At 45.1% G+C, this 17,029-nt stretch carries 19 protein-coding genes; 1 reads left to right on the top strand and 18 read right to left on the bottom strand.

Annotation, left to right across the window (positions count from 1 at the left end; genetic code table 11):
• Nucleotides 1-569: 569 nt before the first annotated feature.
• The 14 genes from IEY34_RS31995 to IEY34_RS31930 form a co-directional block, all read right to left on the bottom strand.
• Nucleotides 570-1,574: a DUF3231 family protein gene (locus tag IEY34_RS31995; protein ID WP_229757939.1), complete on the bottom strand. Its 1,005-nt coding sequence runs from the start codon at nucleotides 1,572-1,574 to the stop codon at nucleotides 570-572.
• A 178-nt stretch (nucleotides 1,575-1,752) separates the two neighbouring features.
• Nucleotides 1,753-2,625 (bottom strand): sugar phosphate isomerase/epimerase family protein, encoded by an 873-nt coding sequence (locus IEY34_RS31990; RefSeq protein WP_189019694.1) that lies wholly within the window; start codon nucleotides 2,623-2,625, stop codon nucleotides 1,753-1,755.
• Nucleotides 2,626-2,681: 56 nt separating this feature from the next.
• Nucleotides 2,682-3,542 (bottom strand): sugar phosphate isomerase/epimerase family protein, encoded by an 861-nt coding sequence (locus IEY34_RS31985; protein WP_189019692.1) that lies wholly within the window; start codon nucleotides 3,540-3,542, stop codon nucleotides 2,682-2,684.
• A 25-nt stretch (nucleotides 3,543-3,567) separates the two neighbouring features.
• The gene (locus IEY34_RS31980; RefSeq protein WP_189019704.1) at nucleotides 3,568-4,626 is read right to left on the bottom strand and encodes a Gfo/Idh/MocA family protein; all 1,059 of its coding nucleotides are present in this window, start codon (nucleotides 4,624-4,626) and stop codon (nucleotides 3,568-3,570) included.
• A gap of 260 nt (nucleotides 4,627-4,886) precedes the next feature.
• Nucleotides 4,887-5,855, bottom strand: a complete 969-nt coding sequence (locus IEY34_RS31975) for a quinone oxidoreductase family protein (protein ID WP_189019690.1) — start codon at nucleotides 5,853-5,855, stop codon at nucleotides 4,887-4,889.
• Between the two features lie 345 nt (nucleotides 5,856-6,200).
• Nucleotides 6,201-6,833, bottom strand: a complete 633-nt coding sequence (locus IEY34_RS31970) for an SGNH/GDSL hydrolase family protein (protein ID WP_189019688.1) — start codon at nucleotides 6,831-6,833, stop codon at nucleotides 6,201-6,203.
• 512 nt (nucleotides 6,834-7,345) lie between these two features.
• Nucleotides 7,346-7,498, bottom strand: coding sequence for an aspartyl-phosphate phosphatase Spo0E family protein (locus IEY34_RS31965; protein ID WP_189019686.1), 153 nt, complete (start codon nucleotides 7,496-7,498; stop codon nucleotides 7,346-7,348).
• Nucleotides 7,499-7,692: 194 nt separating this feature from the next.
• Nucleotides 7,693-7,848, bottom strand: a complete 156-nt coding sequence (locus IEY34_RS31960) for a hypothetical protein (protein ID WP_189019685.1) — start codon at nucleotides 7,846-7,848, stop codon at nucleotides 7,693-7,695.
• Nucleotides 7,849-7,949: 101 nt separating this feature from the next.
• Entirely contained in the window at nucleotides 7,950-8,405 is a 456-nt protein-coding gene (locus tag IEY34_RS31955; protein WP_189019683.1) for a GNAT family N-acetyltransferase, read from the bottom strand.
• An 82-nt stretch (nucleotides 8,406-8,487) separates the two neighbouring features.
• Nucleotides 8,488-9,843 carry a TrkH family potassium uptake protein gene (locus tag IEY34_RS31950; RefSeq protein WP_189019681.1) on the bottom strand — a complete coding sequence of 452 codons (1,356 nt, stop codon included), beginning with the start codon at nucleotides 9,841-9,843 and terminating at the stop codon, nucleotides 8,488-8,490.
• A gap of 166 nt (nucleotides 9,844-10,009) precedes the next feature.
• Nucleotides 10,010-10,486: a hypothetical protein gene (locus IEY34_RS31945; protein WP_189019679.1), complete on the bottom strand. Its 477-nt coding sequence runs from the start codon at nucleotides 10,484-10,486 to the stop codon at nucleotides 10,010-10,012.
• Nucleotides 10,479-10,850 (bottom strand): hypothetical protein, encoded by a 372-nt coding sequence (locus IEY34_RS31940; RefSeq protein WP_189019677.1) that lies wholly within the window; start codon nucleotides 10,848-10,850, stop codon nucleotides 10,479-10,481. Before IEY34_RS31940 ends, IEY34_RS31945 begins: the two co-directional genes overlap by 8 nt.
• A 145-nt stretch (nucleotides 10,851-10,995) precedes the next feature.
• Nucleotides 10,996-11,547 (bottom strand): QcrA and Rieske domain-containing protein, encoded by a 552-nt coding sequence (locus tag IEY34_RS31935; RefSeq protein WP_189019675.1) that lies wholly within the window; start codon nucleotides 11,545-11,547, stop codon nucleotides 10,996-10,998.
• A 5-nt stretch (nucleotides 11,548-11,552) separates the two neighbouring features.
• Nucleotides 11,553-11,831 (bottom strand): hypothetical protein, encoded by a 279-nt coding sequence (locus IEY34_RS31930; protein WP_189019673.1) that lies wholly within the window; start codon nucleotides 11,829-11,831, stop codon nucleotides 11,553-11,555.
• Nucleotides 11,832-11,953: 122 nt separating this feature from the next.
• Between IEY34_RS31930 and IEY34_RS31925 the strand changes: the two genes are divergently transcribed.
• Entirely contained in the window at nucleotides 11,954-12,583 is a 630-nt protein-coding gene (locus IEY34_RS31925; protein ID WP_229757938.1) for a peptide-methionine (S)-S-oxide reductase MsrA, read from the top strand.
• 446 nt (nucleotides 12,584-13,029) lie between these two features.
• On the opposite strand, the gene IEY34_RS31920 is transcribed toward IEY34_RS31925, so the two are convergent.
• From IEY34_RS31920 to IEY34_RS31905, 4 genes are all read right to left on the bottom strand, one after another.
• Nucleotides 13,030-13,194: a hypothetical protein gene (locus IEY34_RS31920; RefSeq protein WP_189019669.1), complete on the bottom strand. Its 165-nt coding sequence runs from the start codon at nucleotides 13,192-13,194 to the stop codon at nucleotides 13,030-13,032.
• 170 nt (nucleotides 13,195-13,364) lie between these two features.
• Nucleotides 13,365-13,808 (bottom strand): carboxymuconolactone decarboxylase family protein, encoded by a 444-nt coding sequence (locus IEY34_RS31915; protein ID WP_189019667.1) that lies wholly within the window; start codon nucleotides 13,806-13,808, stop codon nucleotides 13,365-13,367.
• Between the two features lie 39 nt (nucleotides 13,809-13,847).
• On the bottom strand, nucleotides 13,848-14,750 hold the full coding sequence (locus tag IEY34_RS31910; RefSeq protein ID WP_189019665.1) for an RNA polymerase sigma-70 factor: 903 nt from the start codon (nucleotides 14,748-14,750) through the stop codon (nucleotides 13,848-13,850).
• 144 nt (nucleotides 14,751-14,894) lie between these two features.
• Entirely contained in the window at nucleotides 14,895-17,027 is a 2,133-nt protein-coding gene (locus tag IEY34_RS31905) for a hypothetical protein (protein ID WP_189019663.1), read from the bottom strand.
• Nucleotides 17,028-17,029 lie beyond the last annotated feature (2 nt).

The raw sequence follows: 17,029 nt of genomic DNA, 5'->3' as shown, positions 1-17,029 counted from the left end.
CTTTTTTGGCATGAGGAAGGTTGGGAACTGACTCAATCTCAGGAACTGAAATCCCGATATCACTTAATGAAACTTGATGTTGAAACTCAGTTCGGTTCGATTGATTCATATAAATCCCCCATTCATGTCTTTATTACATCATACCACAAATAATGAAGTAAATGAGAGAAAACGGGAGATAAATAGTCATTTTAAAGTAAATTCGGGGGTTTCATTGGGGGGGAGAGGAATAGACGAAACCTACCCCTCCCGATGTTTGCTAAATTTAAGGAGTTAATCGACGGTCTCCTACAGGGTCTTATTTCCTCAAAATATGCTGAATTTCCAATAGAACGGAAAAATAGCGGACTGTAGTTCCTTCACCACCCCAAAAATGACACTTTTGTCTAGAATAGAGGATCATAGTTCCCTTACGCCCGGACGAGGCAGCTGAGTAACTCCGCGTTTACTCCAAAACATATTAACTCTTGTATTAACCCACCCTAACCCATCATCAACAAATCAACGTGGTAATTACCCTACAAAGTAACCCTATGTAGACGCAAGCATCTTGTGACATTATTGGGCTATCAAGTCTGCGCCAATGCCTCCCGATCAGCAGCATGTGGCGGTTTCTCCATCCACCCATTAGCAATCATGATATTCGCGCCATCTTCCGCATAGTGACCAATCTCTGCGGCCAAGCGGGTATAGATGGCGGCTATATCCCTTCTAGGACTCTGCGAAACTGAGATACCATATTGGCCGATTCCTGTTGCTGTGAGTGCCGCGATGTGAAACATCATCAATTTCTCGGAAAATGGAGGAATTTGCGAATCGGTCACTTCGGAATCCATGATCATAGGTGTTGGCAAATAATTGTCGTTAAGCAATTTGCTAAAGATGTCGATTTGCTTTTGGGCAATATCTCTGCCTCGAATAAAATATTTCTGAACATCTTCCGATTTGGCGACTTGGCTAAAGCCCATAATCAGCGCTTTGCCTAGCACATTACGACTGATATTGTAGGTCAAATTTGAAATTTCATTAGCAATGAGCGGTCTTTTTTCGGAAAAAAGGCCGCCAAGAAAGCTTTGCTTATGTACGAATTCAATGCCTGTTGGTGTTGGAAGCTGCGGACTGCGAACATATAAGCCTTTCTTTTGCGCAAGCACTTTCGTACGATTATGCAGTTCTTTCATCTCCATTAAACAGTCCGAAAAGAAGGCCATCGTATCCTCACGTTCCGAGTGCGAAAGTGCTATACCGAAGGCATTAAGCCCAAGCTTCGCCATGTTAAGCATGTAGTCCAACATAATCGTGTCGGAGAATAATCTAGGTGCTGATAAATTCACATCGGACTCCGTAAAACCCTGAGGAACTGGATAGTTTGCTTCTACGTATATCTTTTTTATTTTATCAATATGCGTGTGTGAGATTTCCTCTGCGAATACAAGTAAAGTTCGAAGTTCCTCATCTGCGGCATGTTTCAAAAAATATTGTATGCCGCATATAGACATCGTATCATTCATATAAGTAGCCCACAAAACGGAGTGTTCTGAAGCTGACAAATAGACATCAGGCGTCTTAGTCAAAATAACACCATCCTAACCATATTTTTGGTTAGGTTCTCCTTATCGCAAACATTTATGAGTCCCATCGTAAAATATCATTTTATTAAGAAAGGCCCAAGCCTCGCTTCCCGCCCATCTCAAGCAAGGCAAAAAAGCTCCAAATCCCACTTCGTGTGGACTCGGAGCTTCTCGTTATGGACTATTCTTTATACGTACGAATAAAGGCAATGGCATTGGCGATGTCGATCTCCGGTTTATCGCCAACTTCACGCTCGATTGTTAGGTAGCCTGTATAGTTAATAGCTTGCAACGCTTCAAAATAGCGTTTGAAATCCACGTTCCCTTCGCCCAAAGCAAGCTCGCGATAGGTCGCCCCTGTTGCCGCGGCTGCGGCAATGTTCTCATGGCTCATCGGTTCAAAACCAAGAGCGCCATACACCTCACGCGGATCTACTTCTCGAAGTCGCACGCCATCCTTCACATGGGTATGAACGATGTAATCCTTTAAGGTATATACGCCTTGAACGGGATCATCCCCCGTCACCATAACCATGTTGGCTGGGTCAAAATTGACCGAAACACCTTTAGTGGACAGTTTATCAAGGAAACTTTTCAAATGTGCTGCGGGTTCGGGACCTGTTTCCACAGCAAAATATGCCCCCAAGCTGTCTGCATATACACCAAGTTCCTCGCAAGCCTCAAGCATCGTTTGGTAAACAGGATCATCGCTGTTCTCCGGTACCACCCCAATATGAGTCGTCACGACGGTTGTGCCCAAATCGATGGCCAGGTCCAGAATTCGTTTGGATTTCTCAATTTTCTCTGCATTGGCGGTATGATCCTGAAAGCCATGGCCGCCCAAATCACCACATAAGGCTGAGATGTGCAGACCTAGAGACGCGATATAGGCTTTTAATTCTTGACGCGCTTCAGGCGAAAGGTTGTCCGGATCCATTTCACCGGAAACGGCATAGATTTGCACCCCATCTGCCCCAAGCTCCTTAGATTTTTTTAATCCTTCACGAATACCAAGACGCAGGCTATCCACCATAATACCAATTGGATTCTTCATACTTCTTCAGCACACCTTTCACTGGGTTGAATCATGATTTATTGAATCTATGTCTGTTACTGGATATCATCCCATAAACGTTTTACATTTTGCAACCCAATCAGCGTTCCAGCTTTGCACTCTTCCATACCCTCGAATTCAATCGAAATATAGCCATCAAAACCGGAATGTTTGACAGTTCGTAGAACTTCTCGCATATCGATATCACCATGACCTACGATAGCGCCCCGCAAATAATTACCTTGAGTTGTCTGAAACCATCCAGAACCTGGATTCTGATAGGACGGTCTCAAGTAGAAGTCTTTCACATGTACCATAGAAGCGTATGGCAGGTTATTTTTCACTGCTGCAACCGGATTTTCATCGACACACATGAAATTACCTACGTCCAGCGTTGTCAGGAAATTCGGACGATTGACCGCTTGGATTAATGTTTGTACACGGTCACTATGCTGTACGAAATACCCATGATTTTCAATACTCGTTGTAATCCCAAAAGTTTGTGCGTAATCAGCTATTTCCTGACATGCCTCTGTCATTCTTCCAAGCTCACGGTTAAAATTCGCAATTGAAGTGTCATCTGATTTTGCTACGTCATGACGCATTTTTTTCACGCCAAGCCTAGCAGCAATATCAACTTCACCTTTGACTCGCGCGATTTCCTGTTGGTAAGCTTCTACTGAATCTGTGAGAAAATTTGCCCCAATGGCATAATTGGAAACTTCGAGCCCGCGGGATCGTGCTTTCTGATGAATCTTTTCCGCTAACTCAAAATCTCCAGCTAGTTCAAATCCCATAGGGACAATCTCCACGTGTTCTGCGCCTTGATCTGCCACCCAATCAATGACTCCAAATATATCCATTTCTCCTGACTGCAAGGCTTTATATAAACTATACGTGCTTACTCCAATTTTCATGTTGTTAAGCCCCTATCCTTTTGGATTATAAACTGATTTCACGGCCTGAAGCCGCGGATTCGTAGATACCGCACAGGATTTTCATCATCGTAACGCCATCTTCTACAGGACTTATCGGGGTATTCCCCGTACGGCAGCACTCCAGGAAATGCTTAATTTCATTGTTAAAAGCATCTACGACATTAAGCGATTTCGAATCAACTTGAGGTGCGACGTTCACAATTGTATCTTGCATTTCCGTCACGAAAAGAAGCTCTGGTTCGACTTCGACGCCACCTTTGTCACCATAAAGCTTGACAGCGATCTCGTCTTTTTGGGCATGCAGCGTGAAACTCACATCAACTAATAACGACGCGCCATTTTCAAAACGTATTAATGCATTAGCCATATCTTCAACTGTGTTATGTGCCGCGTCGTAATCAGCCGCTTGATAGAAGGAAAGATTGCGGATATTCGGGCGGTTTCCAAGTTTATTATAGGTGTTGCCGCTAACCGAAATCGGTTTAGGTCTGCCCATCAAATACCAGCACAAGTCAATGACATGTACACCAATATCGATTAAAGGACCGCCGCCGGAACGTTCAACATCCGCAAACCAGCCTCCTGGGTTGCCTAGTCTCCGAAGACATGATGCTTTGGCATAATACAATTCGCCCAACGTGCCGTTGTCAATAAACTGTTTAACTAACTGAGCATTCGCATCATATCGGCGTACGAAGCCCACTTGCAACGTTTTGCCGGACTCACGCACAGCTTCCTGAATACGATTAGCTTCTTCCACTGTCTTGCATAAAGGCTTCTCTACGAGCACATTTTTGCCTGCCCGCAAAGCTGCTATACTAATTTCTGCATGTGTATTATTCCATGTGCAAATACTTACGGCATCAATCTCCGGATTGGCAAGTAATTCGTGATAATCCGTATAAATCTGCGCAATCCCATATTTCGCTGCTTTTTCTTCTGCTCGTGTACGATTCAAATCACATACGGCGACCAATTGGGCATCCGCTTGTTTGCTATATGACTCAAAATGCATATCTGAGATTGAACCTGCTCCGATGACACCAATTTTCAACTTGTTTATGCTCATTACAAATCCCATCTCCTTAGTTGTCTTATGCATTCAGGATACCATGATTTTTAACGCTGAAGAATGTATAAAATGGGCATATCCATGGACTATATAATCAAAAATAACCACCACTCGGCGTTCAGTCCGCGGTGGTGGCTAAAAAGGCGAGTGTGCAGCATCATTCTCATTTGCAGCCATATACCGGCGGCCTGCTCGGACAGGAGCTGAGTGCCTAAAAACGAAAATAAACGTGACCATCTGGCTTACATATGTTAGGGGATCAGCAGAATTTTGCCTGTACTTTTTCTACTCTCAAGGAGCCTGTGCGCGTCTGCTCCCTCGCTGAGGGGAAAGGTAGTCAGATCATCGATTCGAATGACGGCTTGCCTCAACGCCTCAAACAATTGCTGCGAACGCTCAATTCTGTCCGACAATGACGTAATGTGGTTCCATAAATCGCCGCCTGTCAGCGTTTTGGATGTATCCATGAGCATTCTTGGATCAATCCGGGGTGGATCACCGCCTGCCATGCCATAGAAAACAACGGTTCCTTTGGTTTTGGCAGCAGCGAAACTATCCATGAGCGTAGATCCTACGGAGTCATAAACGACGTCCACACCTTGCTGGTCTTCCGTATAAGCCGCAACTTGCGTTACCCAATCTGAGTCATACAAATACACTTCGTCCGCCCCTACTTTCATAGCTACTGCCCTTTTCGACTCGGAGGAAGTTAGTCCAATGACTTTGGCCCCTTTACTTTTGGCGAGTTGGATGAGTATCTGTCCTACGCCTCCAGCTGCCGCGTGAACGAGGATTTGCTCTCCTGCTTGCAGTCGATAGCTGTCATTCACCAAGTAATGCGCCGTCATTCCCTGAAGCAGGATAGCCGCTGCTTGCTCGAACGGAATATCTGCCGGCAGCGGAATAGCCCGATCAACAGGGACCGTCACCAACTCGGCGTTGGCGTAGGGAACATCGACGAACGCTACTCGGTCTCCAACCTTCACGTGCGTCACATCAGGAGCGGCTTGTTCAACAACACCCGCCCCTTCATAACCCAAAATAAAAGGCGGACTACCAGCCAAATGATAGTTCCCGCGCCGCCGATAAATATCGGCAAAATTCATCCCTATTGCTTTGGTTCTTACAAGGATGTACCCCGATACGAGGCTCGGATCCGGAATCTCCTTATATTGCAGGACCTCTGGTCCTCCGAAATGTTCAAAAATCAATGCTTTCATATAGCTACCTCCACTAACTAATCTTGCTGCGATTGTACCATACCCCTCTTGCCAATTAATAATTAGCCTAGTCCGAGGGAACTCTAGTACTCTATTTTGGCAATTTGCCTGGATGCGAGGTCAGTAGCGGAACTACAGGGTCTTATTTCCACGAAAAGCGCTGAATTTAACTTCAAATTTCGCATCAAATGCCAAAATAGCGGACTGGAGTTCCCTCAACCTCACCTTAACGACACTTTTAGCTAAAATAGCGTACTGTAGTTCCCTCCGCGGGCAGCTGGGGTAACACCGACAAAAAAAACGTCCCTCTGCAAGTAAAAAATGCAGGGGACGCTTTACGATCAACTACTCTTCTGCTCCGACTGTTTGCAGCCACGCTTTCGCAACAAGCGCATGACCAGCCGGTGATGGATGTACGCCATCAGGTGCCCAGAATGAGCTGTGTGCACGAGTGGAAGCCTGAGCGAATAGTCCATCCAGACAAACCAGACGTGCTCCAAACTCTCTTGCCAGCTCGCGAACAACGGTAATTTTGGGATCCAAATCTTCTCTCCATAATTTGCGATCTTCAGGTACTGGCAGAACAAACGGCTCAATCAGAACGAGTTTCGCGCCAGTTTGCGCCGTTTGCTCTAGTAGATTACGGTAGCCCTTCTCGTAAGCTTCTGTCGAAGTAGGATCATTGCAATCGTATCTTCTCCAAGTATCATTAATCCCTATGTAAATAGAAACCACATTCGGTTTCAACGCCAAACAATCCTCGTTCCAGCGCTGTTCCAAATCAACCACACGATTGCCTGAGATTCCTCTGTTCAGGAACTGCACTTGTTTCTCCGGGTACTTCGCCGAGAACTGAGCTGCCGCCATAAGCGCATAGCCTTTGCCTAAATCTTGACCATTATCCCGAACACGTCCTGCATCTGTAATACTGTCGCCTTGAAAAAGAACGACATCCCCTTGCTGAATCCATGATGACATCTGATAATTGCCTCCTTCATTTCTCTGAAAATGGTTATAAATAAAACCAACCATCTGCCTCAGCCAGATGATTGGTTCCAAGTCAATCGATCGCAAAACATACGCCATTGCGTGAAATCGATCCGATTAAAGTCGAGCGGACCTAGCATTGTACTGCTTGTCTGCGGCTTGGAACCGAGCGTGGCGAGCAATTTGGTAAGTTCAGGGTTGGCCGGCTGAACTATCAAGGTATCCTTGGTTAAGAACAATTTTGCCAAAACCAGTTGGTGGAAGCATTCTAGTCAACCCCCCCCCCTTTACCATAAGTTGCCTAGAGTATAGCATAGCTGGTTGGGTCTATCAACTAGGACTTTTGGAAGATACTAGGTTCTAAATCTAGCAAGAAATTGCTAGAGTTGATTGATTTTGACAAAGTACTTCTTTAAATATGAGAAAGCTGCTCTCACTCAGCAGTCAACGCAAAAAATCTTCCACATCTATATGATGGGAAGATTCATAATTAGCGCAGCCTTTTACGCTGATTTATTATAAGTGTTTAATAGCTCATCTAATTCGATCGAAAGTTTAAGTACATATTCGGAGAGCAGGTCATGACTATGACTGGCAAGATTAAGCTCAAACCGCTTAGCTTCGATCTTCTTCTCCAATTCAATAAATTGACCCATTGTACATCCCTCCAATATGTTAACTTTATTTGTGTGAATCTATGGGTTGATATCTCTTATTCTAAACCAATACTATTAATTAAATATTAGCAAACTATTTCGTTTGTTCCTGACAAAGTAATATTCCCTTAGCCATTATACGATAAAAAAGAAGCCTCGTGGGCTTCAATTTTCATATTTTTTAAAATTATTGTCTATTCAAGGTTTTTTGGAAAATCCCTTCCATAAATGGAGTTGACAAGTTCCAACACTTTTTGCTCTTTATCCAAAAACCTCAATGGTATAGCCTGATTTTTGACAAAAAATTCGCCAGATACTTCTTTATTTTTACCAAAATCGCCATTAACCAACAGCGAGGCTCCTTTCGTCGGAGGCGTGAAAAATAATTTCATCATCGGCCTCAACTAGAAGGGCAAACCGGACTTTTCCCATCGTTTTATTGCCACCACTTCTACTTGATGTCTTGCGATAAGCGGATCATATCCCGGCAGGGTATGCCATTCTCGACGATGTCCTCCGCGTAATGTCTGACGAAGAAGTCCCGATCCACGCCCACGATCCGGAAGCCGCATTTCTGATACAAGGCTAGCTGCCCAACGCCGGAATTGCCCGTGCCAACCTCTACCGTCGCATATCCTTGCAATTTGGCTTGTTCCAATGCGTGCAGAACCATCCACTTACCGATCCCCTTGCCTTGATGACGCTCGTCCACAGCAATATTCACCAATTCAAGGGTCTCAGGTCTCGTAGGTAAAATAACATAAACAGCTATCACCATACTGTCCATATCGGCAACGAATATTTGTCCACGCTGTAGATAACCTTTGACGATATGCAACGATGGATCAGCTAATAGCAGCAGTTCCATCGGAGGTGATTCATCGTGCATCAATTGACGTATTTCCATCATACTCTCCTTATTGGTTAGATAGTCCGGGGTTTGACACCCACGATACGACAGCGACACGACGCGCACCCAGAGTCATCCGTTATCCGATTGTAATTTTCCCCTCGGGATAACGGAAATGCTCTTTTTCAGGCACAGGCGTTAAGGTATATGCCAATGAGACGGGTCCCAGACGTCCAACAAACATCAGAATAATAAGGAAAACTTTCCCGAATCCCGTTAACTGTGATGTCAGACCCAGTGACATGCCCGCTGTTGCATATGCGGAGGTCACTTCAAATAAGATCCCCAAGAAGGAAAACTCTTCTGTGGTTGATAGAATCATAGTCGAAAGGACAATTAGGATAAAGGAAAGCAGCGCGAACGTTATCGCTTTGTAAATCCGATCCTTCGATATGCGGCGTCGGAAGAATACGATTTCCTCTTTGCCGCGTACCATCGCAAGCAAAGCTCCTAAGAGAATGACGAAAGTCGTCACTTTGATCCCTCCGCCGGATGAGCCTGGCGCTGCCCCGATGAACATCATTATCACAATGAAAAATTGGGTTGCCTGACGCATTGAAGCGATGTCCACCGTGTTCACGCCTGCTGACCGTGAGGATACTGATTGAAGCATCGCGCTCAGCACTTTCCCCATCGGCGATAAAGGCTGTAAAGTATTCACATTCGTATACTCGAATACCAGAATGACCACGGTGCCTATCAGAATCAAAGCTGCTGACGCAGTGAGAACAACTTTACTGTGCAGCGTCAGCTTTTTATTCTTGGGATATGTTAACAAATCCGATATGACGATAAAGCCAATGCCACCAAGAATGATCAGCAGCATCGAGACAATATTAACAAAAGGGTCCTCGACATAGTGCATGAGGCTGCCCGGTCTTTGTGGCAATGCCCCGAATAAATCAAAGCCAGCATTATTAAAGATAGAGATGCTGTGAAACACACCGAAGTAAAGCGCCTGGCCAATCGGCATTTCAAATGACCATCGCAAGGCAAGCAGTAATGCTCCAGCAAGCTCGATATAGAGCGCATAAACCAACACCTTACGGACAAGCCGAACGACGCCTTCCGTGGAATCATGATTCATTGCCTCTTGCAGAATCAAACGTTCCTGAAAGGAGATTCGCCGGCGCAGCACGAGCGCGATAAGCGTAGACATGGTCATAAAACCCAGACCACCTATTTGGACTAGCAGAATTAATACGATTTCTCCAAAGGTTGATAGATGAGCTCCTGTGTTTATCATCGACAATCCTGTCACACAGGTAGCCGATGTAGCCATAAATAAAGCGTCCAAGAAGGAGAGTCTGCCTTCTCCGGCATAAGAAATTGGCAGCCACAGCAGCTCAGCTCCAACGAAAATCATAAATAAGAATCCGAGTGTCAACACTTGCGGCGGACTCAGGCGAAATTTTTTCTTCGTATAAGTGGGCATCTCAATAACTCCGTACATATATGTTTTGCGACTATTGTATCACTTATTTACAATCCTGTTAAATGAATTGACACATAACCACATAATAACCAAGGTAAATGAACACATAGGCAAGAATGGATATCAAGATAGGAGTTATTAAAAAGCTGCTAATCATTTGATCAAACTATGCACGACACCCAAAATTAAAGGTAAATAGAACACGAAAAGTGTTTGTTTGGCAATAGCTCGATGAAAATTCATTCCCGTCGCTTACAATAAAACATAAATCAGGAAACCCCAAAGGCACTACTCTTCCCTCCACAATCTGCTTAATTGGGAGTTCAAGCTGAACCTGATGCAACATAAAGGAAATGCTATCATTGGAAATATCATTTCCCGAGAAAATAGCATACATCGGCCTGATCAACAGGGTCTCTTGATCCGATAGTGGATTCTGTTCTTCTCTATGCAAAGTCTTCGCTATCTCATTATATGCGCAGATAGAAAGAAGTTTGATAGGCACCGTATTCGCTGTGAATCCGGAAGAATAATAGTAGAACTTCGTCAAATCTGCCTTTATTTTAAGCGTAGAAATATCTAATTGGGCAGTCACAGGGTGATTTTGATCAGATGCTAAGAGCTCCTTCACTTGATTATCCAAGGTTTCCCCTTGGACCCGGAAAATCAACTGGGAGATGCTGATCATATTTGCCAAAACGGAACAGCAGATATGTCCCTACAAGGATACTGCCAAAAATGAGCAATAAATTTCTTCCCATCTGGGCGCCTGTGGTCATAGGTTGAAACACTAGCCAATAACCAAAAACAAGTAAGATAATGGCTATGACAGCTGTTATAGATGATGGTTTTGGTACATGTTCTCCTTCTTGCTCGGCTTGAAACAACTGAACTAATCGAAAATCGTTGAAGATGATAAGACGATACGGGAGATGGTCGCGGAAGCACTGAGCCGATGAGGATTCGAAATGATGATCATCGAGCAGTTCGATGCGGTGCTCTCCCATTTTATTAAGGAAAATCCTCATCTCCAGACAAATGGCGCTAAAACTTGCTCATCATCTCACGATAGCTTCGAAGGAAGGACACGGTACAACCGTAACCATCCATTTTCCAAAAGTGCGGAATTATGATGATTTGCGATAGTCATCATTATACACGCTGCATCTTCCCCTTCATTGGCGCAGAAATATCAATGTAAACTTTGCCATTTTCTATGATCGGCCTGTACGTATCCAGCCCTTGCAGAACAGCTCCGCCGACTGAATTTCCATGAGCGTCAAATTCCGCTCCATGACAAGGACAGCGATAATAGCCCTCTTTTGTCTGATTAACTTGCAGGTTAATAACGGGATCGATACTACAACCTAAATGCGTGCATTCCGGAGATAGGATCAGGAGGTTTCCATTCTCGTCCCGTGTAACATAAACTGAACCACTGACTTCTTTCTTAACCCATGCAGCTTGAATGATCGCCTCATAAGGGATCTTATCGAGCCCTTTCATCTTGCTCAGCTGCTCAAGTTCGCCAAGTTCCACCCAATTGCCAGGTCGCTCTTCTGTGATCGGCTTTTTTTGATGCATAGCTCCATAATAAAATAATCCAGTATTGCCAGCCAAAACACCAATGACTCCTACTGTCAGTTTGCCTGAAGTGGTAAGAAACGATCTTCTTGAGATTTTTTGCGGCAGCCGCTCCGTCATACTCCTCACCTCCCGGAAACTATGTCTTGAATGATCTGTATGACGTTATACACCAGAAATCCTCCGAAAATAAGAACCGATAGCGCAGCAGAATTCCTGCGATGTTGTTGATACCACTTTGGCATTTGTTCTACCCGTTTGGGCGCTTGCATACCTTGAACCACATCATTATGATGGATGACATCATTGAAAGGAACCCTTTGCGACTGAGCATCATCTTGAGACTGCTGGGTTGTAGCGTGAATGGATGTATCGTCAAACGGATTGCAGGAAGGCTTTATCATAGTGAACCTCCTTCAGTTAGTTCTCCATATTATAACATTTCAAGAAGGTTGTGGGCATCTACTTCATCCTGCAATTTCGTTAATCTTCCTTGAAATGATAAAATGGAATTGAGGTGAATGCTATGGCTAACATTGAAACCATCACTCTTGGGATGGGCTGTTTCTGGAGCCCAGATGCTTTATTTGGGCAGCTGCCCGGTGTTCTTCGAACCCGCGTCGGATATGCGGGGGGCACTTCCGCGAGTCCAACTTATCGAAATCTTGGCGATCACACGGAGACTGTCGAAATCGATTTTGATCCACAGAAAATCAAATTAGATGAGATTGTAGATGTATTTTGGCAGCATCACAATCCCCTGAATATCAACGAGTACAAGGGCCGTCAATACCTTTCTTTGGCGTTGTTTCGGGACGAGAACCAGCTGAACATCATTCTTGACGCAATGAAAAGACGCGAAGAACAAGGACTGGGAAGACCAGAAACCGCAGTCAATCCGTTCCGCACGTTTGATTTGGCAGAGGAGCGTCATCAGAAGTATTATCTGAAACGGTTTCCCGATGCGATCAGCAAGGCTAGTACCCTTTACCCCACTGAGGAATCGTTGCTAAACTCAACCTTGGCAGCTCGTTTAAACGGACTAGCCAAAGGCTTTACTAATCTAGAAAGAGTCATAGTCGACATTCGGACTTGGCCGATCAGCTTGGAGGAACAGCAAGCAATCACTGAGTTAATTCGGCGGATTAAATGGTAGGGAGGGGCTTTATTCGAAATCCTCGCTCCCCTAAGAACACCTGCTTCGCCGTCCTGAGTGATGAGCCGCTCAACAAATCCCATTAAGGGAATCCTGTTAATGAAATCCCATTAAGTGAAACCTGCTAAGGGAACTCCAGTACGTTATTTAGGCAAATAACAGGGATGCGAGGGGTATAGCGGAACTACAGGGTTTTATTTCCACAACAAACGCTGAATTTCCCATGAAACAGCAAAATAGCGCACTGTAGTTCCCTCAACCTCGCGATATGGACACTTTTTGCTAAATTAGCGTACCACAGTTCCCTCAACTTCCCTATAATGACACTTTTTGCTACATAAGCACCTTGAGGCAAACCCAAGCCCCCATTAACGAACTCAATACCCTGTATTCGGCCAAAATCGCCTATTCTGAAAATCTAATGAACCCTAGATGCTCTATTTCAACTAAATGATCACCATTTCACCAATAAAGTGCACGATAACGCCAATCCAGTTCATTAAATCTCCAAAGTAGCCATTTTCCGGTATATAAGCATCATACAGTTCATTAGATGTGCCACCCATGAGACCAAAAACCGCCGTATCAAAGAAGTCTTCGGTGGACGCCAATACGAAAAACCTAGCCTGCGGCTAGGTTCTGTAATCATTATAGGGTAAGACAATTCGAACAAATAAGCACTTTCAGCTTCCCTATTCTTAGCTCATTGGGCACCAAACCGCTCCATCACGGCTGATGGCCAATTGAGCACTCCCACCCAAGGCCGCCCACAACCCTGCGATTACTCCTCAGCCGGGAACATCCCCGTCGAAATAGCAATGCGGTTCCAGGCATTGATCGTATTGATCGCCATAATAAGAACGACATATTCCTTCTCATCAAAGTGTTTCCGGACTTTCTCATAGAGTGCTTGCGGCACGCCATTTTCCGAGATGCGTGTTACGGCTTCAGTCAGCTCTAGCAAAGCTCTTTCTTTGTCAGAGTAAAATGGCGCTTCACGCCAAGCTGTAATCAAGTTAATGCGTTGATCCGTTTCTCCCATTTTACGCAGATCTCGCGTATGCATATCGATACAAAAAGCACAGCCGTTCAACTGTGATGCTCTTATTTTGATCAGCTCATACAGCTTTGCGTCCAAACCGCTTGTTTTAATAAAACCTTCTAGCTTATACATAATTTGCGTCGCTTCCGGGCTTACTTGGTGATAATCAAATCTAACTTCCATTTGAATCTCCTCCGATTAATGTTTAGTTTGGGTTTGCCTCTATAAGACAAAGGAGAATGGCGTTTTGTGACAATCCTGCACAGAAAAATGTTGAAGCTTATCCGGATTCTTAATAAAATACACATGATTGGCCCTCTGCAACTGCTCATTCACATTAAAACAAATCACTAACTCAATCGCTTCATGCTGGATCAGCACCAACCCCAATTGACCGTTCATCCTAATCGGCTGCCAATCTCCGGCTATAGAACCTTTAGCTGCAATACCTTCAAAGAAAGATCTGATCCGCAATTTGCCCAAAATAGGATTGATAGCAGCACGCTTTTTGCCGCCGCCATCCGAAATGAGCACCGCATCCTCCGTCAGCATGGTGACGAAATCTTGAAAGTTCCCCGTATGGACGGCGCGCAGAAATTTCTGCACTAGCGGCTCGGTATGCCCCATTTCAATATTTCGTGACTGATCCTTATTGATTTTATCTTTGGCACGACTATAAATCTTACGGCAGTTGGGTTCTGATTTGCCCAGCATTTCGGCGAGTTCCCCATACTCAAAGCCAAGTACTTCTCTCAGTACGAAAACAGCTCGCTCCATCGGCGATAAGGTTTGCAGAAGGACAAGAAAGGCATATGAGACCGTTTCGTCCTGAACGACTTGTCCCATAGGGTCCTCAGTTTCGTTCTGTATCCATGGTTCCGGCAGCCACGCACCCACATACACTTCCCTTTGCTTGCGGGCCGATTTTAAGTAGTTCAGACAGCGGTTCGTCATCATTTTGACTAAATAGGCTTTCGGATTATTGACTGATGCCATCTCTACAGACGGCAATGAAGCGAATAAATCCTGTATCATATCTTCAGCATCAGACACGGATCCCAGCATGCGGTAAGCCACTGAGAACAGCAACTGCTTATAAGTACGATAAATCGTTTCGAAATCCATAGCGAATACTCCCATCCAACTCATGAAATAAATAAGAGAACTAACACTTAATTCGCCAATTATATCATATCCCTACTTGCAAAAAAAAATCAAAAAAGCGCCTATATGCCTAAGCATACAGACGCTTTTCATTGTCATAACTTCTTAGTGAAACTGTTTAATCAAACGTTTAGCCGTCCCATTCGGGGTTTCGATGACTTCATACATGTAAACTTTCACGCCCGAATCTACTTGCTCATCCTTGAGACCGGAGACAACGACCTTTTGCTTGCCGCTAACCAATTTACCTGAGCCTAGCAGTGAGGCTGATTGCGTCCCAACCACACGGCCGAGGGAATCGACCATGTCGAATTCCACTTTGGAGAAGTTGGCGTCCACAATAACCTGATCTTCATGGGTAACATCAAGATCAAGATTCAACTGGTACGAATACGTGCCATTATTGTAAAGCCAGCTGATGGAATCACTGTTCACTTTGATTGTGAATGGATACAGAGCCAAGATATCGCTGTCTGCTTCCTCTTGCAGAGCAACCTTATACGTACCTACGGATACTTTGCCTTGAGAGACTGATTTATCATCAAAAATGTTCAAAGCAAACGTTTCGTTCTCCGTCTCTTTCTTATTCGGAAGCAGGTACGAGTAACTGACAACATAGGAGCTTCCCGGTGTAACCTGTGTCGTCACCGAGGTTTGGCGAGTACCCGTATACGCGTTTCCGCTGCTGTCGATCAGTTCATTTTGCAATTCAGGGAGCGCTATGGTACTTGTTCCGTTATTCGTAATTTTGTACTTGGCTATCGCAGTTTTGTAGCCTAGATCATCATTCTGATGAGCATGCAGTTCCACGAGAGAGACGTCCAGATTTTTGTTGATAACGGAGCTGTTGCTAAGGGTTAACTTGCTGCCCAACGTATAGCTTGCTGCCGTAGTGAAGCCGCTTTGCGCTTCCGTTGCTCCTTGGAGCTGGAAGACTGCCACGGGCATCTGACCACTTGTCGCAGAACTGGACGTTCCTGAGCCATTCGCTGCTCCGCTTGATGCTGCGCTGCTTGAACTTGTCGAAGTGGCTGTTTTCTCCCACAGCACCAGCTGCGCCGCATTCGGATCAACGCCCGCGGGCAAAATAGCATTAAAGTAATACGTCGTCGTTTCTTTCGGAGCCAAATAGGCATTCCGCGCTGAATTGTCCGTTGCCGATATCGATGTTCCTGAATCACCGAATTGATACGAAGCGAAGAATGACGGCACCGCAGCCGATGCTTCACCGTCATTGCTAAGCGTTACAACCGTTTGGACATGCACCCCATCGGATTGCTTGCTGTAGGTAGATGAATTTGCTTTCACCGTTACTTGTTCGCCATCCTGCTGTCCGCTGTAGGTTTGCTTGGTGTTCAAAGCCGTCGTTTGCAGCGAAGCATTGAGGTTCATCGTCCCTAGCGAGACATCTTCCGTTTGATTCAAAAAGTAAAACTCCAGCGAAAGCCCTGACGCAGACAACTGTTTCGATATCGGCGTTTTCAGAGTGATGGTATCTGACTCGCTTGGCAGGAAAGAAGTACCTGCTCCCTCGGCCACTGTAGATGTATATTTCAAACCATTGGCATCCACGAGTCTAACTTGCAGCCCGGCTGGCAGTTTCACGCTGCTGGAACCCAAATTTTTGGCAGACACTTGCGTATACATCACCCATTTGCCATTCTCTGATACACGGACGCTCTGCCCCAATTGAAAAGCGACAGAAGCATCATTCGGCAATGTGCTGTCTAGTGTCCGCAGATTGATGATTTCTTCCGGCACTTTGACCTGATTTTCTTGCAGCGCAGATGCTACTGGAAGATCCCCGAGATGATTCATAAAATCAGCTTGACTGGCATCCCACCGGAATACATCAACCTTCAATTGATCGGCGGTTTCGCCCTCGCCCAGACTGGCGTAGAACCGAAAACTCGCGTCTTGTCCTGGAAGCACACTTGCGCTTTTCTTCTCACTCAGTTTGGCCGTATAGCTGTGTCCTGATGTATCTGTTACTCGGACACCGTACTGATTAAAATCAATCGACTTCTGATCTCCATTATGTAAAGCGACAGAGAACTGAAGGGAAGAGGACGATAACGCCGCTTGATTTAAGGTAAAATAGGAAGCATTCGAAATATAGACAGCCTCAGATGCGGCCTGAGCAGCAGGAGCTGCCCAAGAAGCAGCCGCCAGCGTGCTCGTAAGCAGGAGTGCTAAGCTTGTATGTTTAATAGAAATGGATGTTAATTTGCGTATCACAG

The organism is Paenibacillus marchantiophytorum, assembly GCF_014640555.1.
GTDB lineage: Bacteria > Bacillota > Bacilli > Paenibacillales > NBRC-103111 > Paenibacillus_E > Paenibacillus_E marchantiophytorum.
The sequence above is the reverse complement of the archived record's forward strand: the minus strand, read 5'-3'. Positions and strand labels throughout refer to the sequence as shown.

Excerpts from the sequence above, each read along its gene's own strand:
- IEY34_RS31990 (WP_189019694.1), bottom strand. The coding sequence starts at position 2,625 with ATGAAGAATCCAATTGGTATTATGGTGGATAGCCTGCGTCTTGGTATT.
- IEY34_RS31985 (WP_189019692.1), bottom strand. The coding sequence starts at position 3,542 with ATGAAAATTGGAGTAAGCACGTATAGTTTATATAAAGCCTTGCAGTCA.
- IEY34_RS31975 (WP_189019690.1), bottom strand. The coding sequence starts at position 5,855 with ATGAAAGCATTGATTTTTGAACATTTCGGAGGACCAGAGGTCCTGCAA.
- IEY34_RS31970 (WP_189019688.1), bottom strand. The coding sequence starts at position 6,833 with ATGTCATCATGGATTCAGCAAGGGGATGTCGTTCTTTTTCAAGGCGAC.
- IEY34_RS31965 (WP_189019686.1), bottom strand. The coding sequence starts at position 7,498 with ATGGGTCAATTTATTGAATTGGAGAAGAAGATCGAAGCTAAGCGGTTT.
- IEY34_RS31955 (WP_189019683.1), bottom strand. The coding sequence starts at position 8,405 with ATGGAAATACGTCAATTGATGCACGATGAATCACCTCCGATGGAACTG.
- IEY34_RS31950 (WP_189019681.1), bottom strand. The coding sequence starts at position 9,843 with ATGCCCACTTATACGAAGAAAAAATTTCGCCTGAGTCCGCCGCAAGTG.
- IEY34_RS31940 (WP_189019677.1), bottom strand. The coding sequence starts at position 10,850 with ATGGGAGAGCACCGCATCGAACTGCTCGATGATCATCATTTCGAATCC.
- IEY34_RS31935 (WP_189019675.1), bottom strand. The coding sequence starts at position 11,547 with ATGACGGAGCGGCTGCCGCAAAAAATCTCAAGAAGATCGTTTCTTACC.
- IEY34_RS31930 (WP_189019673.1), bottom strand. The coding sequence starts at position 11,831 with ATGATAAAGCCTTCCTGCAATCCGTTTGACGATACATCCATTCACGCT.
- IEY34_RS31925 (WP_229757938.1), top strand. The coding sequence starts at position 11,954 with ATGGCTAACATTGAAACCATCACTCTTGGGATGGGCTGTTTCTGGAGC.
- IEY34_RS31915 (WP_189019667.1), bottom strand. The coding sequence starts at position 13,808 with ATGGAAGTTAGATTTGATTATCACCAAGTAAGCCCGGAAGCGACGCAA.
- IEY34_RS31910 (WP_189019665.1), bottom strand. The coding sequence starts at position 14,750 with ATGGATTTCGAAACGATTTATCGTACTTATAAGCAGTTGCTGTTCTCA.